16 protein-coding genes are annotated in these 21,982 nt (G+C 71.5%); 14 read left to right on the forward strand and 2 right to left on the reverse strand.

All coding sequences use genetic code 11. From position 1 onward, the window contains the following. Window positions 1–3 precede the first annotated feature (3 nt). On the forward strand, window positions 4–4,767 hold the full coding sequence (locus OG254_RS23110) for a trypsin-like peptidase domain-containing protein (protein ID WP_405584823.1): 4,764 nt from the start codon (window positions 4–6) through the stop codon (window positions 4,765–4,767). Here OG254_RS23110 and OG254_RS23115 read toward each other — a convergent pair. Next, window positions 4,724–5,926: a DUF2993 domain-containing protein gene (locus tag OG254_RS23115; RefSeq protein WP_405584826.1), complete on the reverse strand. Its 1,203-nt coding sequence runs from the start codon at window positions 5,924–5,926 to the stop codon at window positions 4,724–4,726. The genes OG254_RS23110 and OG254_RS23115 overlap by 44 nt on opposite strands. 58 nt (window positions 5,927–5,984) lie before the next feature. Continuing rightward, window positions 5,985–7,796 (reverse strand): bifunctional metallophosphatase/5'-nucleotidase, encoded by a 1,812-nt coding sequence (locus OG254_RS23120; RefSeq protein WP_405584828.1) that lies wholly within the window; start codon window positions 7,794–7,796, stop codon window positions 5,985–5,987. A gap of 145 nt (window positions 7,797–7,941) precedes the next feature. Between OG254_RS23120 and mshD the strand changes: the two genes are divergently transcribed. From mshD to OG254_RS23185, 13 genes are all read left to right on the forward strand, one after another. After that, window positions 7,942–8,868 (forward strand): mycothiol synthase, encoded by a 927-nt coding sequence (gene mshD, locus OG254_RS23125; RefSeq protein WP_405584831.1) that lies wholly within the window; start codon window positions 7,942–7,944, stop codon window positions 8,866–8,868. 115 nt (window positions 8,869–8,983) lie between these two features. Beyond that, window positions 8,984–9,370 (forward strand): GntR family transcriptional regulator, encoded by a 387-nt coding sequence (locus tag OG254_RS23130; protein ID WP_148000112.1) that lies wholly within the window; start codon window positions 8,984–8,986, stop codon window positions 9,368–9,370. Further along, complete coding sequence (locus OG254_RS23135) at window positions 9,367–10,254, forward strand: ABC transporter ATP-binding protein (protein WP_405584834.1); 888 nt, start codon at window positions 9,367–9,369, stop codon at window positions 10,252–10,254. Before OG254_RS23130 ends, OG254_RS23135 begins: the two co-directional genes overlap by 4 nt. Continuing rightward, window positions 10,251–11,252, forward strand: coding sequence for an ABC transporter permease (locus OG254_RS23140; protein ID WP_405584837.1), 1,002 nt, complete (start codon window positions 10,251–10,253; stop codon window positions 11,250–11,252). Before OG254_RS23135 ends, OG254_RS23140 begins: the two co-directional genes overlap by 4 nt. Beyond that, window positions 11,249–12,178 carry a hypothetical protein gene (locus tag OG254_RS23145; RefSeq protein WP_405584840.1) on the forward strand — a complete coding sequence of 310 codons (930 nt, stop codon included), beginning with the start codon at window positions 11,249–11,251 and terminating at the stop codon, window positions 12,176–12,178. The genes OG254_RS23140 and OG254_RS23145 overlap by 4 nt, the downstream gene beginning before the upstream one ends. A 284-nt stretch (window positions 12,179–12,462) precedes the next feature. Continuing rightward, complete coding sequence (locus OG254_RS23150; protein ID WP_405584842.1) at window positions 12,463–14,700, forward strand: RNA degradosome polyphosphate kinase; 2,238 nt, start codon at window positions 12,463–12,465, stop codon at window positions 14,698–14,700. Further along, window positions 14,681–15,844: a CHAD domain-containing protein gene (locus OG254_RS23155; RefSeq protein WP_405584844.1), complete on the forward strand. Its 1,164-nt coding sequence runs from the start codon at window positions 14,681–14,683 to the stop codon at window positions 15,842–15,844. Before OG254_RS23150 ends, OG254_RS23155 begins: the two co-directional genes overlap by 20 nt. 56 nt (window positions 15,845–15,900) lie before the next feature. Then, on the forward strand, window positions 15,901–16,323 hold the full coding sequence (locus OG254_RS23160; protein ID WP_405584847.1) for an NUDIX hydrolase: 423 nt from the start codon (window positions 15,901–15,903) through the stop codon (window positions 16,321–16,323). Window positions 16,324–16,570: 247 nt separating this feature from the next. After that, window positions 16,571–17,701, forward strand: coding sequence for a phosphate ABC transporter substrate-binding protein PstS (gene pstS, locus OG254_RS23165; protein ID WP_405584849.1), 1,131 nt, complete (start codon window positions 16,571–16,573; stop codon window positions 17,699–17,701). 104 nt (window positions 17,702–17,805) lie between these two features. Then, complete coding sequence (gene pstC, locus OG254_RS23170; RefSeq protein WP_405584852.1) at window positions 17,806–18,807, forward strand: phosphate ABC transporter permease subunit PstC; 1,002 nt, start codon at window positions 17,806–17,808, stop codon at window positions 18,805–18,807. Then, complete coding sequence (gene pstA / locus OG254_RS23175; protein ID WP_405584855.1) at window positions 18,804–19,862, forward strand: phosphate ABC transporter permease PstA; 1,059 nt, start codon at window positions 18,804–18,806, stop codon at window positions 19,860–19,862. Before pstC ends, pstA begins: the two co-directional genes overlap by 4 nt. A gap of 56 nt (window positions 19,863–19,918) precedes the next feature. Further along, window positions 19,919–20,695 (forward strand): phosphate ABC transporter ATP-binding protein PstB, encoded by a 777-nt coding sequence (gene pstB / locus OG254_RS23180; protein WP_405584858.1) that lies wholly within the window; start codon window positions 19,919–19,921, stop codon window positions 20,693–20,695. Between the two features lie 414 nt (window positions 20,696–21,109). Then, window positions 21,110–21,943, forward strand: coding sequence for a hypothetical protein (locus OG254_RS23185; RefSeq protein ID WP_405584861.1), 834 nt, complete (start codon window positions 21,110–21,112; stop codon window positions 21,941–21,943). Window positions 21,944–21,982 lie beyond the last annotated feature (39 nt).

Below are 21,982 nucleotides of genomic sequence, written 5' to 3' on the forward strand. Positions count from 1 at the left end.
ATCATGGTGAACCCTCCCGACCGCACGCTGGACCCTCTCGACCGCGTCGTACAGATCGTCGGCCGCGGCCCGGACGACCGGCCGTTCTTCGTCGCCTCCGGCCTGCTCCTGGTGGGCGACCTGGCCATCACGGCCGCCCACGCGGTACAGGACGCGACCTGGCGCTACGAGTTACGTCCCGTCAGCCCCGTACACCACGGACGGCCCGCCGCTCCCCTGCCGGTGCGCCGCGTCGTACCGCACGCCGGACGCGATCTCGCGCTCCTCGTCCTGGACACCGAGCGCGGCACGCTGCCACCGCTCCGCTTCGCGGAACTGCCGTACGAGATGGGCCAGATCGCGGTGCACGCGGTCGGCTTCCCCCAGTTCACCGTGGAGGACTCGCGGCCCCGGAGCCATCAGATCGACGCCACCGTCCAGCTCGGCTCGGACCGCACCAGGCATCAGTTCCAGCTCGCCCAGCACACCAGCGACCCACCGGCCGGCTCCCCCGGCACCTCGCCCTGGGCGGGCTTCTCCGGAGCGGGCATCCTCACCAAGCGCGAGGGCCTGCTGGCCGGCATCGCCACCAGTCACCGGCCGGCCGGCGGTCGGCGCAGCACCACCGGCACGGACCTGTCCGCTCTGACCGACCCGGCGTTCCTCGCGCTGCTCGCCGAGCACGGCGTGGAACCGGCGCCCATCCCCGTGCGCCCGCCCACCGTCCGGGCGCCCGGATCCGCGCACTGGCTGCCGGACGACGTCCGGGCGGTGCTGTCCCGGCAGCGCAATGCGGCCGACGAACTCCCGCACCGCTTCCGGCAGGACCGCCGCCCGCGCCGGCTCACCGCGGTGTACGTCCGCCAGCTCCTCAGCCGGCAGCAGGAGGAGAGGGCCGCCGGTGAGCCGACGGACGCTGTCGGGGCGGACGCCCGGCAGGTCAGCGGACTCGCGCCGCCGCACGGCATGGAGGGCGCGTCCGGGCCGCCCTCTCCCGTCGGAGCACGCCGGCCCGCTCCGACACTGGGCTCCGGCCCGGCGAAGCACGCCGCCGCCGTCGGGCCGCCCCGCCGCTTGGAGCAGGTGCTCGCCCACGACGGGAGCGGGCGGGAGAACGGGACCGGACACACGCTCGTCGAGGCGGGACCGGGTGCCGGCAAGTCCACGCTGCTGCACAGCTGCGCCCTCGACTTCGGGGACGCGGCGCTCGCCTCCGCCACCGGACACGGCCGGCTCGTCCCGCTGTGGGTGACCGCGACGCAGCTCATCGGCCCCGGGTACTCCCTGGAGAGCGCCGTCGCCGCGGCGACCGGCCTCGACACCGGGAACGGCACCCTGCCCCGCCTCCCGCACGACGCCCGCTGGCTGGTGCTGGTCGACGCGCTCGACGAGGTGCACCACGACCGCCGCAGCCGTCTCCTCCACCTCCTCGCCGACCAGGCCGCCGGCGAACAGCCGGATGGCCTGCGCATGCTGGTCACCACCCGCCACGACCCCGAGGGCAGGGAGGAGCTGTCGCGGGCGGGCTTCCAGCCCTACGTCCTCGACCCGTTCGACCGGCAGCGACTGGAGGAGTTCGCCCACGCCTGGTTCAGGGACGCGCGCAGGGACTCAGAAGGGCCCGGCCCCGCTGAGGAGTTCCTCCGCCAGATCGACGACATCGGCATCGGCGACCTGCTCCGCAACCCCCTGCTGGCCACCGTCACCGCCGTGGTCTTCGAGAACGCCGCCGACCGCCCCCTGCCGGACAACCGCTGGGCGCTGTACGAGGAGTACCGGGCGCACCTGCGCGCCACCAAGCGCGAGCAGGCCGGGGAGCTGTGGCACGACCTCGCCGAGCGCGCCTCGGGAACGCGGCACGGACCGCACGCGGTCACCCAACTGCGCGAGCGCATCGAGGAGTTGCTGGGGCATCTCGCGTACGCCCAGATCGCCGACGGCGCACGGGATCTGCCGCAGGTCGCCCGGTGCTGGTGGGAGGAGACCGCCACCGACGCCGACGGCCGGCTCTTCGGCGCGGTGCCCCCGGTGGACGGCTGGCCCGACGCGATCACCGACGCGCTGCTGGGCACGGGCCTGCTCGTGCGCCGAGGGCGCGACCTGGAGTTCCTGCACACGACGTTCACCGAGCACCTGGCCGCACAGCGGCTGGCGGACCGCCTGCCGGACGCCTTCGACCCGGGTGCGCACGAGTGGCGTACGACGATCGTGGCCGCGTCCGGCCGTGGCGCCCACCCCCTGGCGGAGCTCCACCGCACCGCCCTCGTGCACTACGGCCACCGTCACCGCGGCGGCGGACAGGCGCTGCTCGAATGGCTCCAACAGGGCCCGGACGACGACCAGTTGCTGGCCGGCGAGCTGCTCGCTGAGGGCTGTCCCTCGCAGGACGTCCACTACCAGCGGTTCCTCGCGACCATGGAGATCCCGCGCGGCGTCGACACGGAGGCAACGGCCTGGGATCTGCTGGGCCTCATGCGCAACGCCGGGGTGACGGCGTACCTCCGGGACAGCGCCCAGGGCACGGGGCCGCGGAAGGTGTGGGCCGCGATGGCGCTGATGACCCACGACGCCGCCAGTGCCGCCCTGGCTCTGCGGCGGATGGCGACCGACCCGGCGGTGAATCCGGAGCTGTTGGCCGACGCGGCGAAGTACCTGGTCGAGTACCACCCGGAACACACGGCGGATGCGGCGGCAGCCCTGCACGGGGTGCTGGGGCACCCCCGCGCAGGCGCCTGGGACCGGACCGACGCCGCTGCCTTCTTGGCCACCCTGGGGGACGAGCACGTCGCCCAGGCCGCCGAAGCGCTGATCGCTCTCGTCGACGGTGCCGGATCCGGGGATTCCGCTGTCGGGCGGGCGATCGAGCAGCTCGCGGGACTCGGCGGAGAGTACGAGCGGGAGTCGGCACGCCGGATGGTGCGGCTCGCCGCGGCTCCCACGACCTCCCCATTCCAGCGCATGGAATGGGTGCGCAGGCTGTGCGAACTGGGCGAGGCCCACGCACCGGCGGCAGCCCAGGTGATCCAGGCGATCCTCGACGACCCGCAGAGCGACTGGCACGATCGCGTGGCCTGCGCCGACCTGCTGACCGGACTCGGCTGGGGGTACGTCGAGCAGGCGGGCTCCGCCTGGCGCACGCTCGGCGACGACCCCGATGCGCCGGCCGGCCAGAAGGTGGCAGCACTGGAGAAGGGTCTGCGTCGCCTCCGCGAGCTGTCCGACGCGGCTGCGGCGCGCCGGGTACCGGAACTCGCGGGTGTGCCTCTGGGAGACGCCAGGAGGCCGGCCGAACAGGCCGAACAGGGTGAACCATCCATCGAGATGGTGGACCAGGCCATGGGCACGCTGCTCGCCGAATCCCGGGGCGTCATCGCGCAGCAGGCCGCGGCAGCCCGGTTGCGCGAGTGGGGTGAACCGCAGCTGGGCGCCGCCGAACGATCGCTGCGGGAACTGGTCGCGGCGCCCGGCACTTCGACGGCACACCGCCTCACCGCCACGTGTGGTCTGCTCCTCCTCGACCGCCTCCGTCCTCCGACGGACACCTCGCTCTTCGGGACGCTGCTCACCGACCCGTCCGTCCACGCAGGCCTGCGTGAGCAGGCGGTAGAGGCGCTGCGAGCCGCCGGCGAGGGGTACCTCGACCAGTTCGTGGGCGACCTGGCCCGCGTCCTGTGCGACCGCGGTGGCAGCGCGGCGGATCGCCACGCCGCCGCGGACTCTCTGGCGCACTTCGGCTCGGCGCACCTCGCGAAGGCCGCGTCCGTGCTGTCCGCCGACATGACCCGGCCGGACGCCTCCGCGCGGACCCGGCGCGACGCGGCGCGCGGTCTGCTGCTGCTCGGCGGACCGCATGTGCCCGTGGACACCGACGTGCTGCGGGCGGTCGTCGCCGACCGGGGCACGAGCCCCGGTGAACGGTTGCGGGCCGTCGACATCCTGGTCGGCCTCGACCGCGACTACGCCGAGGAGGCCGCGCGCGTGCTGCACGCCGTGGCCACCCAGCGGCGGGTCGAGGACGACGACTTCGAGCGCGCCGTCGAGCTGCTGCTCCGGCTCGGCGAGCGCCACCGGCCACAGGCGGTGCGCACACTGTGCACCGCCCTGCGCCGTTGGCACCACGGACACCTCGCGGCGGAGATCATGGCCGACCTCGGCGAGCCGTGCACCGGCCTCGCGGCGAAGGCGATCCGCGGGGCGGCCGGCCGCCGGGGGGTCTCCTCGGGCGACCGCCAGGAGATGGCCGAGGCACTCGTCGAGTTCGGCGAGAAGTACAAGCCGGACGCCGCCCGGATCCTGCACGGCATCATCCGCCGGCCACGGGCCGAGTACTTCGAACGTGCGATGGCGGCGAAGGAGCTGGCGGAGCTCGGTGAGCCGTACGTGGACATGGCGGCGAAGGCCCTCGCCCGGGCCCCGCTCGGTCTGCTGGACCGCGCGGACAACCGGCAGGAGCTGGCCGAGTTCCTCATCTCCCTCGGCCGGGCCCACTGGCCCGAGGCGGCAAAGGTGCTCCTCGGCATCATCGACGAACGCACTGCCGACTCCAACGACCTGGACAGGGCGGTGACGACCCTGAGCCACCTCGGAGAGGAGTTCAGGGAACCGACCCTGCGCGCTCTGCGCAGGGCAGCGAGCGGCCGCAGGTCGCCCGTTCCCTTCGCCTACGACCGCGACGACGCGGCCGAGGCACTGGCGGCGCTGGAGAGTCGGGCTCCCGGGGATCCCGGGAGCCCGGGAACCGGCCTCAGCGGCCCACCGCCAGCCCAGCCCCCTCCAGCCGCACCCTGATCCCGTCCTTCTCCACCCGCACGTCCCGCAGCCGCACCTGCCCGCTCGGCGGTTCCGGAAGCCGGAAGCCCAGGGACAGCTGGTCGGTGAGGACGGGGCGGGTGAGGCGGGGCAGGGCGTCCAGGAGGGCGGGGTCGAAGCCGAGGAGAGCCAGGAGCTTCGGGTGCTCCAGGGCCAGGTCGATCAGGTTCAGGCGCATGGCCTGGCGCAGGAAGCGCGGGGTGCCGATCAGGTCGGTGAGCTTGGACTCGTTGCGCAGGGCCTCTTGGACCAGGGAGTCGGGCACGCCGAGGCGCCGTACCACCGACGGGATGGACAGCAGCGCCTTCGCCTTGCGGGTCTCGTGGGCGAGACGCGCCACCGACGTGCGGCTCAGGTGCAGGCCCTGCGCGGTGCGGGCGCCGGGGCGGTACGTGGCCAGGTCGCCGATGTCCAGGCGCATTCCGCCGATGTGCGTCGCGATGCCGCGCTCGCCGTTGCGCACGATCCGGGCCTCGGCCCGCAGCCGTAGGTCATGCCCGGCCACCGGCAGGGTGCCGCGCGCCCGGACCCGGTCGTGGCCCTCACCGGTGAACGTCACCTGGGACGCGCCGAGTTCGCGGTTCAGGTCGGCGAAGGAGAGCAGGACGTCGCCCTCCAGATGGGGGACGTCGGCGCCGCGCACCGAGGCCGGGCCGTCGGTGTCCAGTCGTACGTCTGTCGCCGTCGCCGTCACCTGGGCCAGCGAGACCCGGTCGGCGGCCACGTCGGGGACGGTCACCTTGACCGAGTCCAGCCGTTCGTCGGCGAGTTGGGTGAGGAAGGGGAAGCCGTCGATCTCGACCTCGGGGGCCGCCGCCAGATGCAGGCGGTCCTTGAGGGTGTCCGCGGCTCTGCGTTCGGCGTAGAGCAGTGCCCAGCGGTCGGCCAGGGTGAGGAAGGCGGCAAGAACAAGGATGCCGACCACGGCCTTCGCCCCGAACGACAGGGCCGCGAGGCGTCCGCGAGGCTTGCGCCGGCTGCCGCGGCGGTGGTTGGGCGGGGTCCAGGGATCGTCGTCCTCGTCGTCGCCCTTGCTCAGCAGCTCGTCTACGAGGTCGTCCTCACCATTGTATTCAGTTTGTTCACCTATAAACCATTCCTGGTGGGGATGCGTCTCTATGAGGTGGGGGGTACGCATCGAGCCATCCGAACATGCGTACCTCCCCCACCCGCAACCCGTTCCCGGGGTATGCGATCTAGCTCACGATCGTGATCCGGTCGGCCTTCGGCGGCGTAATCGGGTTCGTCGCCGAGGAGTTGGCCGTCAGGAACTTCTCCAGCACCGTCAGATCGTCCGTGCCGACCAGGTCGTTGGTGCCCTGACCCAGCGTCGGGAAGCCGTCGCCGCCGCCCGCGAGGAAGTTGTTCATCGCGACGCGGTAGGTGGCCGTGGGGTTGATCGCCGCGCCGTTCAGCTTGATCGAGTCCGTCACCACACGGTCGGCGCCCGACTTGGTCAGGTCCAGCGTGTAGGTCAGACCGGACGAGATCTGGAGGATCTTCGGGGAGGCCGCGTTCGTGCCGCTGACCTGCTCCTTGAGCACCTGGACCAGCTGCGCGCCGGTGAGGTCCTGGAGGTTGACCGTGTTGGAGAACGGCTGCACCGTGAAGCCCTCGGCGTAGGTCACCACGCCGTCGCCCTCGGCGCCCTTGGCCGCGAAGGTCAGCGGCGCCCGGATGCCGCCGGGGTTCATCAGCGCCAGGTCCGCCTCCGGGTCCAGCTCCTTGCCGTACGCCAGCTGCGCGTCCGCGATCAGGTCGCCGAGCGGGGACTCGGTGCCGGAGCTCGGGATGTCGGCGGAGATGTGGCCGATCGCACGGTTGCCGATGGGCGCCGCGAGGGTGTTCCACTGCGAGATCAGCGAGGTCATGTCGGGCGCCTTGGCGACGTCCCGGGTGACCACGTGGTTCGCGGACTTCACGGCCGTACGCGCGATGTCGCCGGTGAAGCGGTCGTACGTCAGCGTGGTGTCGGTGTAGAGCCGGCCGAAGGACGCCGCCGAGGTGACCATGCGGGGCTTGCCCGACGGGTCGGGGATCGTGCAGACGTAGGCCGCGTGCGTGTGGCCCGTCACCAGCGCGTCCACGGACGGCGTGATGTTCTTGGCGATGTCGGCGATCGGACCGGAGATGCCGTCGCCCGCGCCCGGTGAGTCGCAGTTGTAGTTGTACGCGCCCGAGGCCGGGAGGCCGCCCTCGTGGATGAGCGCGACGATCGACTTCACGCCCTGGCGCTGGAGCACCTTGGCGTACTTGTTGATCGTCTCGACCTCGTCCTTGAACTTCAGGCCCTTGACGCCCTCGGCGGAGACGACGCCCGGGGTGTCCTCCAGGGTCACGCCGATGAAGCCGACCTTGACGTCCCGCTTCTTCCACACCCAGTAGGGCTTGAGGATCGGCTTGCCGGTCTTCTCGTCGAGGACGTTCGCGGCGAGGTAGGGGAAGTCGGCGCCCTCGAACTCCTTGTCCGTGTAGCAGCCGGCCGTCGGGTGGCAGCCGCCGTTCTGCAGGCGGGCCAGTTCCTTCGGGCCCTCGTCGAACTCGTGGTTGCCGACCGAGGTGACGTCCAGGTCGAGCTTGTTCAGCGCGTCGATGGTGGGCTCGTCGTGGAAGAGGCCCGAGATCAGCGGCGAGGCGCCGACCATGTCGCCGCCGGCCGCGGTGATGGAGTACTTGTTGCCCTCGCGGGCCTGGCGCAGGTGCGTGGCGAGGTACTCCACGCCGCCCGCGTCGATGGTCTTGGTCGTGCCGTCCGCCTGCAGCTCGGTGACCCGGCCGGAGGAGCCCGCCGGCGGCTCCAGGTTGCCGTGCAGGTCGTTGAAGGACAGCAGCTGGACGTCCTGGTAGCGGCTGAAGTGGTCCCCGCCGCCGTGCTTCTGCGAGCTCTCCCCCGCCGACGCCGTCGCGGGAAGCGCGGCGGCGAGCGCGCCGGCCGTGGCGAGTGCGGCCGCGGTCGCGACGAACGCGTACGTACGGCGTCTGCGGTGCTGGTGGGATGTGGCTGACATCCGCCCCCCTGTGGGTCGTAGGTGACATGGCCCCGTCGGGCGGCAGCCTAGAGTCAACGCGCGTAGCACGACAGGGGGTTCCGGGTTACACCTTGATTGCTTCTGTGCCGGGACTTTGCCCGGACCGCGCCTTACCCTCGTACGCATGACCAGCGACGACACCGCACACCCCCTCCCCATCCGCGCCATCGAGACCTACTCCGCGCTCTCCCCCGAGCAGACCGAGGCCGTACTGGAGCTGCTGGCGGAGGCCGCCCGGAACGACGGGCAGCAGGCGGTGTCCGAGCAGGGGCGGCTCCAGCTGCGCGGAGGGGAGCGCGAAGGCGTCTCGCATCTGCTGCTGACCGTCGGCGAGGAACTCGTCGGCTACGCCCAGCTGGAGGACACCGACCCGGTCGAGGCCCCGGCCGCCGAGCTGGTCGTCCACCCCTCGCACCGCGGTCACGGGCACGGCCGCGCGCTGGGCTCGGCCCTGCTCGGCGCGTCCGGCAAGCGGCTGCGGGTGTGGGCCCACGGCGGCCACTCCGCGGCCCGCCATCTCTCCCAGGTCCTGGGCCTGACCCTGTTCCGCGAACTGCGCCAGATGCGCCGCCCGCTCGCGGACCTGAACCTGCCCGACCCGGTGCTCCCCGAGGGCGTCACGGTCCGCACCTTCGTGCCCGGCCAGGACGACGCGGCCTGGCTCGCCGTGAACGCCGCCGCCTTCGCCCACCACCCCGAGCAGGGCTCCCTCGCCCAGCGCGACCTCGACGACCGCAAGGCCGAGGCGTGGTTCGTCCCGGCGGGGTTCTTCCTGGCGGAGCGGGCCGGTGAACTCATCGGCTTCCACTGGACGAAGGTCCACGCGGAGGAGGGGCTCGGCGAGGTGTACGTCCTCGGCGTACGCCCGGGCGCCCAGGGCGGCGGCCTGGGCAAGGCCCTGACGACGATCGGCCTGCGGCACCTGGCGGCCCAGGGTCTGCCCACGGCGATGCTCTATGTCGACGCGGACAACAAGGCGGCGGTGTCGGTGTACGAGCGGCTCGGATTCACGACGTACGAGACGGACCTCATGTACCGGACCGAGACCTGACAGCCGGGATCCGACACAACCTGACTTCTGACGCATAAGGGGCGGCGACCTTGACGCCGCCCCTTTTTTTGGACCACCCTTTCACTACTCAATTAGTGAAAGGGTGGTGGAACGGATGGTCGAGTACCGCATCGACCGGCGCTCCGGCGTCGCCACCTACGTGCAGATCGTCCAGCAGACCAAACAGGCCCTGAGACTGGGCCTGTTGGAGCCGGGCGACAAGCTGCCCACGGCCCGTGAGGTCGTCGAGGCGACCGCCATCAACCCCAACACCGTGCTCAAGGCCTACCGCGAACTGGAACGCGAAGGCCTGGTCGAGGCACGGCGGGGACTCGGCACGTTCGTGCGACGCGGACTGAACACCGCGCCGGCGGACTCGCCGCTGCGCGCCGAACTGGACGCCTGGGCAGCACGGGCCCGCGAGGCCGGGCTGGACCGCGACGACGTGGACGCGCTCTTCACTTCCGTACTGGACACGCACTTCAAGGGGGACGAGTCATGACCGAGACCGCCATCGAGGCGGCCGCGCTGAGCAAGGGGTTCGGCCGGCGCCGCAAGCAGGCGCTGGACGACTGCTCCTTCCGGCTCCCGGCGGGCAGCATCTGCGCGGTCGTCGGGCCGAACGGCGCGGGCAAGTCGACCCTGCTCTCGCTCGCCGCCGGGCTGCTGCGCCCCACCGACGGCACGCTCACCGTCTTCGGTCAGGCCCCGGCGGCCGTCCGTGAGCGGGTCGCCTACCTCGCCCAGGACAAGCCCCTGCACCCCCAGCTCACCGTCGCCGACACCCTGCGCTTCGGCCGCGAGCTGAACCCCCGCCGCTGGGACGACCGGGTCGCGCAGCGGATCGTCGCCGAGGGCGACCTCGAACCGGACGCCAAGATCCGCACGCTCTCCGGCGGCCAGCGCACCCGCGTCGCGCTCGCCCTCGCCCTCGGCAAGCGCCCCGAACTGCTGCTCCTGGACGAGGCGATGGCCGACCTCGACCCGCTCGCCCGGCATCAGCTGATGGCGGCGCTGATGGCGGACGCCGCCGAGCACGGCACCACGGTTGTCATGTCCTCGCATGTCGTGGCCGAGCTCGACGGCGCCTGCGACCACCTCCTGCTGCTCGGCGCCGGCCGCGTCCGCCTCGCGGGCCCGCTGGACGACCTGCTCGCCGCGCACCGACTCATCACCGGCCGCGCCGACGCCTCCCTGGACGCGCACACCGTGATCGAGTCCCGCACCACCGGTCGCCAACTCACCGCACTGATACGGCCCGAAGGCTCCCTCGGCGACGGCTGGCAGACCACCGCCCCGACCCTGGAGGAGCTGGTCCTGGCGCACCTGCGCGCCCCGCAGGCCCCGGCTCTCCACCTCGACGACGCGCGGGAGGCCGCCGTATGACCGCCGTGACCATCGACAAGCCCGCCGCCTCCGTCACCTCCTCCCGGGGGCCGCGCGGACTGCTCTGGGCCATGCTGCGGGTGCACCGCTCGGCGCTGTGGTTCTGGGTGATGCTGGTGGTCGTCGGAGCGGGCACCCTGCTGTGGGCGTACGGTCCGGGCGCGGACGCCGCCTGGGCCGAGTTCCGCAGGATGGGGTGCGACTCGGGGCAGCCGGGCCTGGGCTGCGACTCCACGGGCGACGCCTACGCCCGGTACGACACCGCCGTCAGCGTCGGCGCCGGAATCCTCGGCCTCGTCCCCTACCTCGCCGCCGCCTGGGCCGGCGGGGCGCTCATCGGACGTGAACTGGAAAGCGGTACCGCCCAGTTGGCGTGGACCCAGTCCGTCTCCCCGGCCCGCTGGCTGGCCGCCAAGCTCGCCGTCCCGGCCGCCCTGCTGGTCTCCGGCACGCTCCTGCTCACGCTGCTGCACCGCATGGTGTGGTCGGCGGACGGCTCGCTGCGCACGGCGCTGAACTCTCGGGACTGGTACGAGAGCACCACCTTCGCCGCCAACGGCACCCTCGCCTCCGCCTACGCCCTGCTCGGCCTGGCCGTCGGCGTCCTCGCGGGCCTGCTCCACCGCCGCTCCCTGCCCGCGCTCGGCACGGCGGTCGTCGCCCTGGCGCTCCTGTCGTCCGCGCTCGGCAGCCTGCGCCCGCACCTGTGGCCCGTCGCGACGATGACGAACAAGGACGAGTACCCCGAGTACATCGGCATGGTCCTCGGCGAGGGCGCGCTCACCTCCACCGGCGCCCGCGTCCCGGACCCCATCTGCGTCGACGACGCCAAGTGCCTGGCCGCCCACGACATCGTCGGCTTCTACCGCGACTACCACCCGTCCTCCCACTTCTGGCCCCTGCAGCTGATGGAGACGGGCGTCATCCTCGCCGTCGCCGCCCTGGCGGCCCTGATCGCCTTCCGGGTGCTGAAGCGGCGTACCGGAGCCGCCGTATGACCGCCGCGCTCACCGCCACGACCGCCCCGGCCGACCGCACCCCGCGCGGGCCGCGGGGCCTGGTCTGGACCGTCCTGCGGGTGCACCGCACCGCCCTGATCTTCTGGGGGCTGGCCCTGGCCGCCGCCACCGTCCTGCTGATCTGGCTGCACGCCATCGGCGACGAGGCCCGCAAGGGCAACGTCCCGTGCAGCACACCGGCCCACGACGGCTTCCCCGGCTGCGCGTCCCTGGAGTCGGTCACCGTGGACGACGTCTACGCCGGCTGGATCGAGCTGGCCACCAGTGCCCTGACCTACGCGATCCTCCCCGTGGCCGCCTGGGCAGGCGCCGCGCTCATCGGACGCGAGCTGGAGAACGGCACCGCGTGGCTCGCCTGGACCCAGTCGGTCACCCCGGCCCGCTGGCTGGCCGCCAAGCTCGCCGTCCCGGCCGTCCTGCTCGCCACCGGCACCGGCACGATCGTGCTGCTGAACAACTGGGCGCGCGGGGACAGCACCCCAGACCTGGTCGGGGACTGGTACTACACGGACGTCTTCGTCGGGACGGGCCCGGCGGCCGTCGCCTACGTCCTGGCCGGCCTCGCCCTCGGCGCGCTCGCCGGGCTGGTGTGGCGGCGCGCCCTGCCCGCCGCCGCGATGGGTTTCGCGGCCTCGCTCGTCACTTGCGTCGTGATGGAACGCCTCCGCGAGGACCTGTGGCCCAAGGTCACCCGCACCGCGACCGGTGACCTCGAAGTGCCCCGCTCGACCTTCGTGGCGGACTGGGACACCAAGGTCACGGACGGCGTCCGGCACATCACGGCGACGTACCACCCCGAGTCCCACTTCTGGCCGATCCAGTACGTCGAGACCGGCATCCTCCTCGCCGTGGCCGCCGCCGCGACCCTCGCCGCCTTCCGGCTGCTGCACCGCCGGCTGCCGTAGATCGCGCCGCACGCCCCTTCACGGGGGGAGGGGCGTGCGGTCTGGACATACGTGCGACCACGTAGACGTCCGCGAGCCGCCCCCCGCTATCCCACACGCCATGTCTCCGTAACCATTGGTTCAGACGGACTTGCGAGGCTCGGCCAATGACCGCCGCCGTGCCAGAGCCTTCGGTTCCCGCGCAGGGGAGCGCGAGGAACGGGGACGCACGACGCCTCCCCGCGACACTCCCGCCCGCGCGTTCCGACGCGCCCATAAGCGTCGACACGCGGAACAATGGGCATATGAGCCAGTCCTCGAACGCCCATGCCCAGGTCCAGCACCCGCAGCCCTCCGTCGGCTCCATCGCGGCACATCGCCCGCACACGGTCACCTCGGCGGTCGTCTCCGACCTGGAGCCGGACATCGACGCCGACCTCGACGCGTACGAGGTCACCGAGGTCGAAGGTGTCCAGCTGCCCCAGGGCCGGTTCCTGGACCGGGAGCGCAGCTGGCTCGCGTTCAACGAACGCGTCCTCGAACTCGCCGAGGACCCGAACACCCCGCTGCTGGAGCGCGCCAACTTCCTGGCGATCTTCGCCAGCAACCTCGACGAGTTCTTCATGGTCCGCGTGGCCGGACTGAAGCGCCGTATCGCGACCGGTGTCGCCACCCGGTCCGCGTCCGGCCTGCAGCCCCGCGAGGTCCTGGAGATGATCTGGGCCCGCTCCCGCGAGCTGATGGCGCGGCACGCCGCCTGCTACCACGAGGACGTCGCCCCCGCACTCGCGGAGGAGAGCATCCACCTGGTCCGCTGGAAGGAGCTGACCGAGAAGGAGCAGGCCCGCCTCTTCACGCTCTTCCGGCACCAGATCTTCCCGGTCCTGACCCCGCTGGCGGTCGACCCCGCGCACCCGTTCCCGTACATCTCCGGCCTGTCCCTGAACCTGGCCGTACGGGTCCGCAACCCCGTCACCGGCACGCCGCACTTCGCCCGCGTGAAGGTGCCGCCGCTGCTCTCCCGCTTCCTGGAGGCCTCCCCCGGCCGGTTCGTCCCGCTGGAGGACGTCATCGGCGCCCACCTGGAGGAGCTGTTCCCGGGCATGGAGGTGATGGAGCACCACGCCTTCCGGGTCACCCGCAACGAGGACCTGGAGGTCGAGGAGGACGACGCCGAGAACCTCCTGCAGGCCCTGGAGAAGGAGCTCATGCGGCGCCGCTTCGGCCCGCCGGTGCGCCTGGAGGTCGAGGAGAACATCAACCAGGAGGTCCTGGACCTGCTGGTGCGCGAGCTGAAGATCAGCGAGGCCGAGGTCTACCCGCTGACCGGCCCCCTGGACCTCACCGGCCTCTTCCGCATCGCCTCCATCGACCGGCCCGAGCTGAAGTACCCGAAGTTCATCGCGGGCACCCATCGCGATCTCGCCGAGGTCGAGTCGGCGTCCGCGCCGGACATCTTCGCCGCGCTGCGCAACCGGGACGTGCTGCTGCACCACCCGTACGACTCCTTCTCCACCTCCGTGCAGGCGTTCCTGGAGCAGGCGGCCGACGACCCGGACGTCCTCGCGATCAAGCAGACCCTGTACCGGACCTCCGGCGACTCCCCGATCGTCAACGCGCTCATCGACGCCGCCGAGGCCGGCAAGCAGGTCCTCGTGCTGGTCGAGATCAAGGCCCGCTTCGACGAGCACGCCAACATCAAGTGGGCGCGCAAGCTGGAGGAGGCCGGCTGCCATGTGGTGTACGGCCTCGTCGGCCTGAAGACGCACTGCAAGCTGTCGCTCGTGGTCCGCCAGGAGGGCGAGACGCTGCGGCGCTACGGCCACGTCGGCACGGGCAACTACCACCCGAAGACGGCCCGGCTGTACGAGGACCTGGGCCTGCTGACGGCCGACCCGCAGGTCGGCGCGGACCTGTCCGACCTGTTCAACCGGCTGTCCGGCTACTCGCGCCGGGAGACCTACCGGCGCCTCCTGGTCGCCCCCAAGTCCCTGCGCGACGGTCTGGTCTCGCGGATCAACAAGGAGGTCCAGCACCACCGTGCCGGGCGTCCCGCCTACATCCGCATCAAGGTCAACTCCATCGTCGACGAGGCGATCATCGACGCCTGCTACGGCGCGTCCCAGGCGGGCGTGCCGGTCGACATCTGGGTCCGCGGCATCTGCGCGATCCGCCCGGGCGTGACCGGACTGTCGGAGAACATCCGCGTCCGCTCGATCCTCGGCCGCTTCCTCGAACACTCCCGGGTCTTCGGCTTCGGCAACGGCGGCGAACCCGAGGTGTGGATCGGCAGCGCCGACATGATGCACCGCAACCTCGACCGCCGTATCGAGGCCCTGGTCAGGGTCACCGACCCGGCCCACCGCGCCGCGCTGAACCGGCTCCTGGAGACCGGTATGTCCGACACGACCGCGTCCTGGCACCTGGGCCCGGACGGCGAGTGGACCCGGCACGCGACGGACGCGGAAGGCCAGCCCCTGCGCAACGTCCAGGAGATGCTCATAGACGCCCGGAGGCGCCGGCGTGGCACAGCAACACCTTGATCCGACGGACCCCACGGCCCGGGCGGTGTCCGGGGACGCCCTCGCGTGCTACCTGCGCGCCCAGGCCACGGAGTTCCTCCGAGCCCTGCGTCTGCACCGGGAGACCGGCGGCGACGCGGGTGGCCCGGCGCGAGCCAAGGCGCGCGTCGGGGACAACGGCTCGCAGGAGGCCGTCGACGCGGCACGGGCCCTGCGCCGCTCGGCCCGCCGTATCAGCGCCAGCCTGCACACGTTCCGGCCGCTGCTGGACGCCGACTGGTCGGAGGCCATCCGCCCCGAACTGGCCTGGCTCTCCGGCACGCTCGCGATGGAACACGCCTACGCGGCCCGGCTGGAGCGCCTGCTGCTGGCGCTGCACCGGCTGTCGGGGGCGGCCGTACTGCCCGCGCAGGCGGGCGTGATCGGCATGCCCGGCGAGGCGGAAGGGACCGCGGGCGGCCGCGGCGCCCCGCAGAAGGCGGCAGCCGGCGACACCGGTCCCCCGCCCCACCCGGCGGCGGCCCCGGAGCGCGGCAACCTCACGGTGGGCGCGGCCAAAGCGGGCGCCCTGCTGGAGCGCCAGCTGACCCTGGCCCGGACCCGCGCGCACTCCAGCGCCCTCCAGGCCCTCGGCAGCAGCCGCTTCCACGCGGTCGCCGACAGCATCGCCGTACTGGCCAGCGAGGTCCCCCTCACCCCGGCCGCGCCGACCGCCGACCTGCGCCCCCTCGCGGCCGCGGCCGAGGAGCGGCTCACCGACGCGGTGGCGGCGCTGCCCCTGGTGACCGCCGGCCACCCCTATAACGCGGAGGCCCTGATCCACGGCCTCTCCCCGGACCCCGCCCCGCATCCGCAGGACGCGCCCTGGCACCAGGTCCGCCTGCTGCTGCGCCTGCACCGCTATGCCCGCGAGGTCCTCCACGGCGACTCCGCGCAGGTGGACGTACGGCTGCTGGCGGCCGGCCAGGCCCTCAACCGGCACCGCGACGCCTCCGAGGCGGCGGCCGCGGCGGCCCAGGCGGCGCGCACCCCGCGCATCGCCCCGGCGACGGCGTACGCCCTCGGCGTCCTGCACGCCGACCAGCGGCACGAGGTGGAGGCGGCGCGGTTCGCGTTCCAGCAGTCCTGGCAGATGCAGACGGTCGGCACGCCTTGGCGACCCTGAGGCACGCCCTGGGAACCCCTGAGACCACAGGTCATCCCGAAGGAGGCAAACCCCCGGTGACTCCCGCGAACGACCTGATTGTCCGTGCGGCCGGCTGCGTCCTGTGGCGCCGTTCGCCGGTAGACGGTGAGCTGGAGATATGTCTGGTCCACCGACCGAAGTACGACGACTGGTCGCACCCGAAGGGCAAGTTGAAGCGCGGCGAGGACCCCCTCGCGGGCGCTCTGCGCGAGGTGGCGGAGGAGACGGGACACTCCGCCGAGCCCGGCGCCCAGCTGCCGACGATGCGCTATCTCGCCAACGGCAGACCCAAGCAGGTCCGCTACTGGGCGGCCGAGGCGGGCCCCGGGGCCTTCGCCCCCAACGCGGAGGTGGACCGCCTCCTGTGGCTCTCCCCGACGGCCGCCCGGGTGCGTCTGACCCAACCGAGGGACCGCTCCCTCGTGGACTCCCTGTTGCAGTCGCTGCGGCTGGCATAGTCCGAATCAACCCCGACAAAGCCTCGGAATACACCCGTGTCCTCAACGTAAGCGTTCCGTTACCTCACCCAGCCGTACCTAGGGGTTCACCCCCCGTTCATTTACGCCCTTCGGCGCCTTCACCTGATCTGCCTAATTTCGGCCGTGCAAGATGACGGACCGCGCCCCGGGTGACGCGTCCGCATCACCCGTTCTTCGCACGCCGCCGGATTTTCAGGACGGCGGCTCCTGGAAGGAAATCCCTCAAGTGAAGCTTCAGCGCAAGAACCGGCGCGTCCTCGCTCTCGGCGCTCTCGCCGTCTCCGGCGCCCTGGCCCTCACGGCGTGCGGCTCGGACGACACTGGCAACGCGAGCGGCGGGGACTCCACCTCGTCCGCCGCCGCCGGCTCCATCAAGTGCGACGACGCCAAGGGCCAGCTGCTGGCCGACGGCTCGTCCGCGCAGAAGAACGCCATCGACGCCTGGGTCAAGCAGTTCTCGGCCGCCTGCCAGGGCGTCCAGATCAACTACAAGGGCGGCGGCTCCGGCGCCGGTGTCACCGCGTTCAACCAGGGCACCGTCGCCTTCGCCGGCTCGGACTCCGCGCTGAAGCCGGAGGAGGTCGCCGAGTCCAAGAAGACCGCGTGCACCGACGGCGGCCAGGGCATCGACCTCCCGATGGTCGGCGGCGCCATCGCCCTCGCCTACAACGTCGACGGTGTCGACAACCTCGTTCTCGACGCGCCGACGATCGCCAAGATCTTCAAGGGCGACATCAAGACCTGGGACGACGCCGCGATCAAGGCGCTGAACCCCGACGCGAAGCTGCCCAGCACCAAGATCCAGGCGTTCCACCGCTCGGACGAGTCCGGCACCACGGACAACTTCACCAAGTACCTGACGGCCGCCACCCCGGACAACTGGAAGTTCGAGGGCGGCAAGGCGTGGACCGCTCCGGGCGGCCAGGCCGCGTCGGGCTCCTCCGGTGTCGCCCAGGCGGTCAAGCAGACCCCCGGCGCCATCAGCTACATGGAGGAGTCGTACGCCAAGGACCTGACGTCCGTCGCCATCGACACGGGCGCCGCCGAGCCGGTCAAGCCCTCCTCCGAGACCGCCACCGCCGCCATCGCGGACGCCAAGGTCGTCGGCACCGGCCAGGACCTCGCGCTCGAGATCAACTACACGACCAAGGCCGACGGCGCCTACCCGATCACCCTGGTCACGTACGAGATCGTCTGCAACAAGGGCAACAAGCCCGAGACGCTGCCGACCGTCAAGGCGTTCCTGACCTACATCGCCAGCGAGGACGGGCAGGGCGTTCTCGCCGAGAACTCCTACGCCCCGATCCCCGCCGACATCATCTCCAAGGTCCGCACCACGGTCGCGGGCCTGAGCTGATCTGAGCGTGCGGCCCGGTCCCACTGAGGACCGGGCCGCACCGTCCGGTGCACCGCCGCCATGGATCCGTACGTCGAGTACAGGTCCGCAGACCGGAGAACCCGATGGACATAACCACCCAAGACACACCTCCCCCCGCGCCTCAGCCGTCTGATGGCGCGCACAAGCGTGCCGTCCGCGGCGCAACCCGCCCCGGAGACCGGATCTTCCTCGGTCTCGCCCGAGGGTCGGGCATTTTCCTGCTGGTCGTCATGGCCGCGATCGCGGCCTTCCTCACCTGGCGTGCCGTCATCGCCATCAGCGAGGACGAAGGCAACTTCCTCACGACCTTCGAGTGGAACACCGGCACGAAGCCGCCGGTCTTCGGCATCGCGGTCCTGGCCTACGGCACGGTCATCTCCTCGATCATCGCCATGGCCATCGCCGTCCCGATCGGCGTCGCGATCGCGCTCTTCATCACCCACTACGCCCCCCGCAGGCTGGGCGGCCCGATCGCGTACGTGATCGACCTGCTCGCCGCCGTACCGTCCATCGTGTACGGCCTCTGGGGCGCCCTGATCCTCGTACCGCAGATGGACGGCCTGTTCGGCTGGCTGAACGACTACTTCAGCTGGACCGGCATCTTCTCCTGGGACGACGGCCCCGCGCGCACGATGCTCACCGTCGGCATCCTGCTCGCGATCATGATCCTGCCGATCATCACGAACGTGAGCCGTGAGGTCTTCAACCAGGTTCCGCAGATGCACGAAGAGGCGGCCCTGGCCCTCGGCGCCACGCGCTGGGAAGTCATCCGCATGTCCGTGCTGCCCTTCGGCCGCTCCGGCGTCATCTCCGCCTCGATGCTCGGCCTCGGGCGCGCGCTCGGCGAGACGATGGCCGTCGCCACCGTGCTCTCCCCGGACTTCCTGATCCACGCCAGCCTGCTCAACCCGGGCGGCGGCACCTTCGCCCAGAACATCGCCGCCAAGTTCCCCGAGGCGGACGAGTTCGGCCGTGACGCGCTGATCGCCTCCGGTCTGGTCCTGTTCGTCATCACCTTGTTGGTCAACGGCGCGGCCCGCATGATCATCGCCCGCCGCAAGGAGTACTCGGGGGCCAACGCATGAGCCACACCGTCACCGCCAAGCGCCCCAACTCCCTCAAGGGCGGCCAGCTGCCGAAGTGGGCCCCGTGGGGGATCGCCGCGGGTTCACTCGCGGTCTCCATCGGCCTCGGCCTGGCCTTCGGGCTCGACAGCAAGGTCCAGTGGGGCCTGATCGCCGCGATCCTCTACGTGCTCGGTACGTACGTCATCTCGACGGTCGTCGAGAACCGCCGCCAGGCCAAGGACCGCATCGCGACCTCGCTGGTCTGGGTCGCCTTCCTGCTCGCCGTGGTGCCGCTCGCGTCGCTGATCTGGGCGACCGTCGTGCGCGGCGTCAAGGTCCTCGACGCGTACTTCCTGACCCACTCGATGGGCGTCGTCGGCAACTCCGAGCCGGGCGGCGGCGTCTACGCCGCCATCATCGGCACCCTGGAGCAGGTCGGCATCGCCACCCTGATCGCCGCACCGATCGGTGTGCTCACCGCGATCTACCTGGTGGAGTACGGACGCGGCGCCCTCGCCCGAGCCGTCACCTTCTTCGTCGACGTGATGACCGGTATCCCGTCGATCGTCGCCGGTCTGTTCATCCTGAGCATCCTGCTCGCCTTCAGCCTGGACTTCTCCGGCTTCGCCGGCGCTCTCGCGCTGACGATCCTGATGCTGCCGATCGTGGTCCGCTCCACCGAGGAGATGCTCAAGCTCGTCCCGAACGAGCTGCGTGAGGCATCCTTGGCCCTCGGCGTGCCGAAGTGGCGCACGATCCTGAAGGTGGTCCTGCCGACCGCGATCGGCGGTATCACCACCGGCATCATGCTGGCAGTGGCCCGTATCGCCGGCGAGACCGCGCCCGTGCTGCTGGTGGTGTTCGGCAACCCGTTCATCAACAACAACCCCTTCGAGGGTGCGCAGGCGTCGCTGCCGCTGTACATCTATCAGCAGTACTCGCTGAGCGCCGGATCGGACGCGGGCATCGACCGCGCCTGGGCCGCAGCCCTCACCCTGATCATCTTCGTGATGATCCTGAACCTGGCGGCCCGGGCTCTCGCCCGCTGGAAGGCCCCCAAGACCGGTCGCTGACGCGGCCAAAGAGTTGAACAGTCAGCGACTCGGATTCGAAAGAAGCAGTGATCTAAATGGCCAAGCGCATTGATGTCAGCGGCCTCAACGCCTACTACAGTTCCTTCCTTGCCGTCGAGGACATCTCGATGACCGTCGAGCCCCGCTCCGTGACGGCCTTCATCGGCCCGTCCGGCTGCGGCAAGTCCACCTTCCTGCGCACGCTCAACCGCATGCACGAGGTCACGCCGGGCGGCCGCGTCGAGGGCAAGGTCCTCCTCGACGACGAGAACCTGTACGGCGCCGGCATCGACCCGGTCGCCGTGCGGCGTGAGGTCGGCATGGTGTTCCAGCGCCCGAACCCGTTCCCCACCATGTCGGTCTACGACAACGTCGCGGCCGGTCTGAAGCTGATCGGCACCAAGAAGAAGTCGCAGCTGGACGACATCGTGGAGAAGTCCCTCAAGGGTGCCAACCTCTGGAACGAGGTGAAGGACCGCCTGAACAAGCCCGGTTCCGGCCTCTCCGGCGGTCAGCAGCAGCGCCTCTGCATCGCCCGCGCGATCGCGGTCGAGCCGAAGGTCCTGCTCATGGACGAGCCCTGCTCGGCCCTGGACCCGATCTCCACCCTCGCCATCGAGGACCTGATCGGTGAGCTGAAGGAGCGCTTCACGATCGTCATCGTGACGCACAACATGCAGCAGGCGGCGCGTGTCTCGGACCGCACGGCCTTCTTCAACCTCGCCGCCGTCGGCCAGCCCGGCAAGCTGATCGAGATCGACGACACGGAGCGCATCTTCTCCAACCCGTCGGTCCAGGCCACGGAGGACTACATCTCCGGCCGCTTCGGCTAAGCCGTAACCGGACCCCTCGCGGTGCTGCATGGCGGTGCCACCGCGAGGCAGTTAAAGGGCCCGCCCCCCGGCTCCCGGGGGGCGGGCCCGCTGCTGTTCCGGGCGGTCTCACCCCCGCAGGTGGCCTTGCGCGTCCGTCCTCGCCAGGCTGCGCGCCCGTCTCGCCGGTCCCCGCCAGCCGCAGGTGCAGTGGGCCGAACAGAAGGGCCCCTTCTCCACCATCGACGTGCGGTGCTCGGAGAGGTTGCCCTGTTTCATGGGAGAGGTCGGTCCATCCTGCTGCGCCACGGTCACAACGTTACCCAAAGCAAGTAGGCGCAACGCCTCCCGCGTGCGTGACGGGGGCACCTACCGGTCGTTAACCGGAACGACGGGGGGCCCGTGACGGACGTACCGGCTGGGGGTAGGCAGGCGATGACGGAGCGGCAGCAGCACAGAGGGCGCGGGGCGGGCGTTGCGGCTGGGGTCTTGTGTGTCTGCCTGGCCGGCAGCGGATGCGCGCAGACCGGGGCCGCCAGCGAGGACGCACACGGCGAGAGCGCGGTCGAGGTCGTACGCCGCGCCGCCGACGCGCTGGTCGGCACCCGGAGTTCCAAGACCCGTACGTCCATGGAGATGGCCACCGGCGGCACCCGCGTCACCATCCGCGGCGAGGGCGTGTACGACTTCCGCAGGCAGGTGGGACGGCTGAAGGTCCTGCTGCCCCAGGATCCCGCGGGCGCGACCGCACACCGGCCGATCACGGAGCTGCTCGCTCCCGGAGCGCTGTTCATGAAGAACCGCGGCGCCGGAGTGCCCGCCGACAAATGGGTGCGCGTGGAGACCCGGTCCCTGTCCGACGGGAACCTCGTCACCGGCGGGGCCACCGATCCGTTCGTCGCCGCCGAGGTGCTGCGCGGGACGCGCAAGGCGACGTACGTGGGCGAAGAGGAGGTCGCCGGCACGCCGGTGCGGCACTACCGGGGCACCGCTGACCTGCGAGTTGCCGCGCAGAAGGCCTCCGACGGCAGCGCCCAGGCCCTGGCCGCGGCGGCGAAAGGGTTCGCCACGGATCAGGTGCCGTTCGACGTCTTCCTCGACGACGACGGCCGGATCCGCAAGGTCAGGCACCGCTTCAGCTTCGTCAACGGACAGCAGCAGGACGCCGTCGCCGTCGCCTCGACCACCTTGCTGTACGACTTCGGCGCACCCGCCGACGTACGGTTGCCGGACGCCGACGACATCTACGCCGGCAAGATCGCCGAGTAGTGAAGGCCGGTACGTGCGCGCGTGACGGGCGTCAAGAAC

Origin of the sequence: Streptomyces sp. NBC_01092 (assembly GCF_045039535.1) — a bacterium.
Taxonomy (GTDB): Bacteria; Actinomycetota; Actinomycetes; order Streptomycetales; family Streptomycetaceae; genus Streptomyces.

Bases quoted from the DNA above. Each gene is read 5' to 3' on its own strand.
- mshD (WP_405584831.1), top strand. From the start codon at position 7,942: ATGACCAGCGACGACACCGCACACCCCCTCCCCATCCGCGCCATCGAG.
- OG254_RS23150 (WP_405584842.1), top strand. From the start codon at position 12,463: ATGAGCCAGTCCTCGAACGCCCATGCCCAGGTCCAGCACCCGCAGCCC.
- OG254_RS23140 (WP_405584837.1), top strand. From the start codon at position 10,251: ATGACCGCCGTGACCATCGACAAGCCCGCCGCCTCCGTCACCTCCTCC.
- pstA (WP_405584855.1), top strand. From the start codon at position 18,804: ATGAGCCACACCGTCACCGCCAAGCGCCCCAACTCCCTCAAGGGCGGC.
- pstC (WP_405584852.1), top strand. From the start codon at position 17,806: ATGGACATAACCACCCAAGACACACCTCCCCCCGCGCCTCAGCCGTCT.
- OG254_RS23115 (WP_405584826.1), bottom strand. From the start codon at position 5,926: ATGCGTACCCCCCACCTCATAGAGACGCATCCCCACCAGGAATGGTTT.
- OG254_RS23110 (WP_405584823.1), top strand. From the start codon at position 4: ATGGTGAACCCTCCCGACCGCACGCTGGACCCTCTCGACCGCGTCGTA.
- OG254_RS23185 (WP_405584861.1), top strand. From the start codon at position 21,110: ATGACGGAGCGGCAGCAGCACAGAGGGCGCGGGGCGGGCGTTGCGGCT.
- OG254_RS23135 (WP_405584834.1), top strand. From the start codon at position 9,367: ATGACCGAGACCGCCATCGAGGCGGCCGCGCTGAGCAAGGGGTTCGGC.
- OG254_RS23130 (WP_148000112.1), top strand. From the start codon at position 8,984: ATGGTCGAGTACCGCATCGACCGGCGCTCCGGCGTCGCCACCTACGTG.
- pstB (WP_405584858.1), top strand. From the start codon at position 19,919: ATGGCCAAGCGCATTGATGTCAGCGGCCTCAACGCCTACTACAGTTCC.
- OG254_RS23145 (WP_405584840.1), top strand. From the start codon at position 11,249: ATGACCGCCGCGCTCACCGCCACGACCGCCCCGGCCGACCGCACCCCG.
- OG254_RS23120 (WP_405584828.1), bottom strand. From the start codon at position 7,796: ATGTCAGCCACATCCCACCAGCACCGCAGACGCCGTACGTACGCGTTC.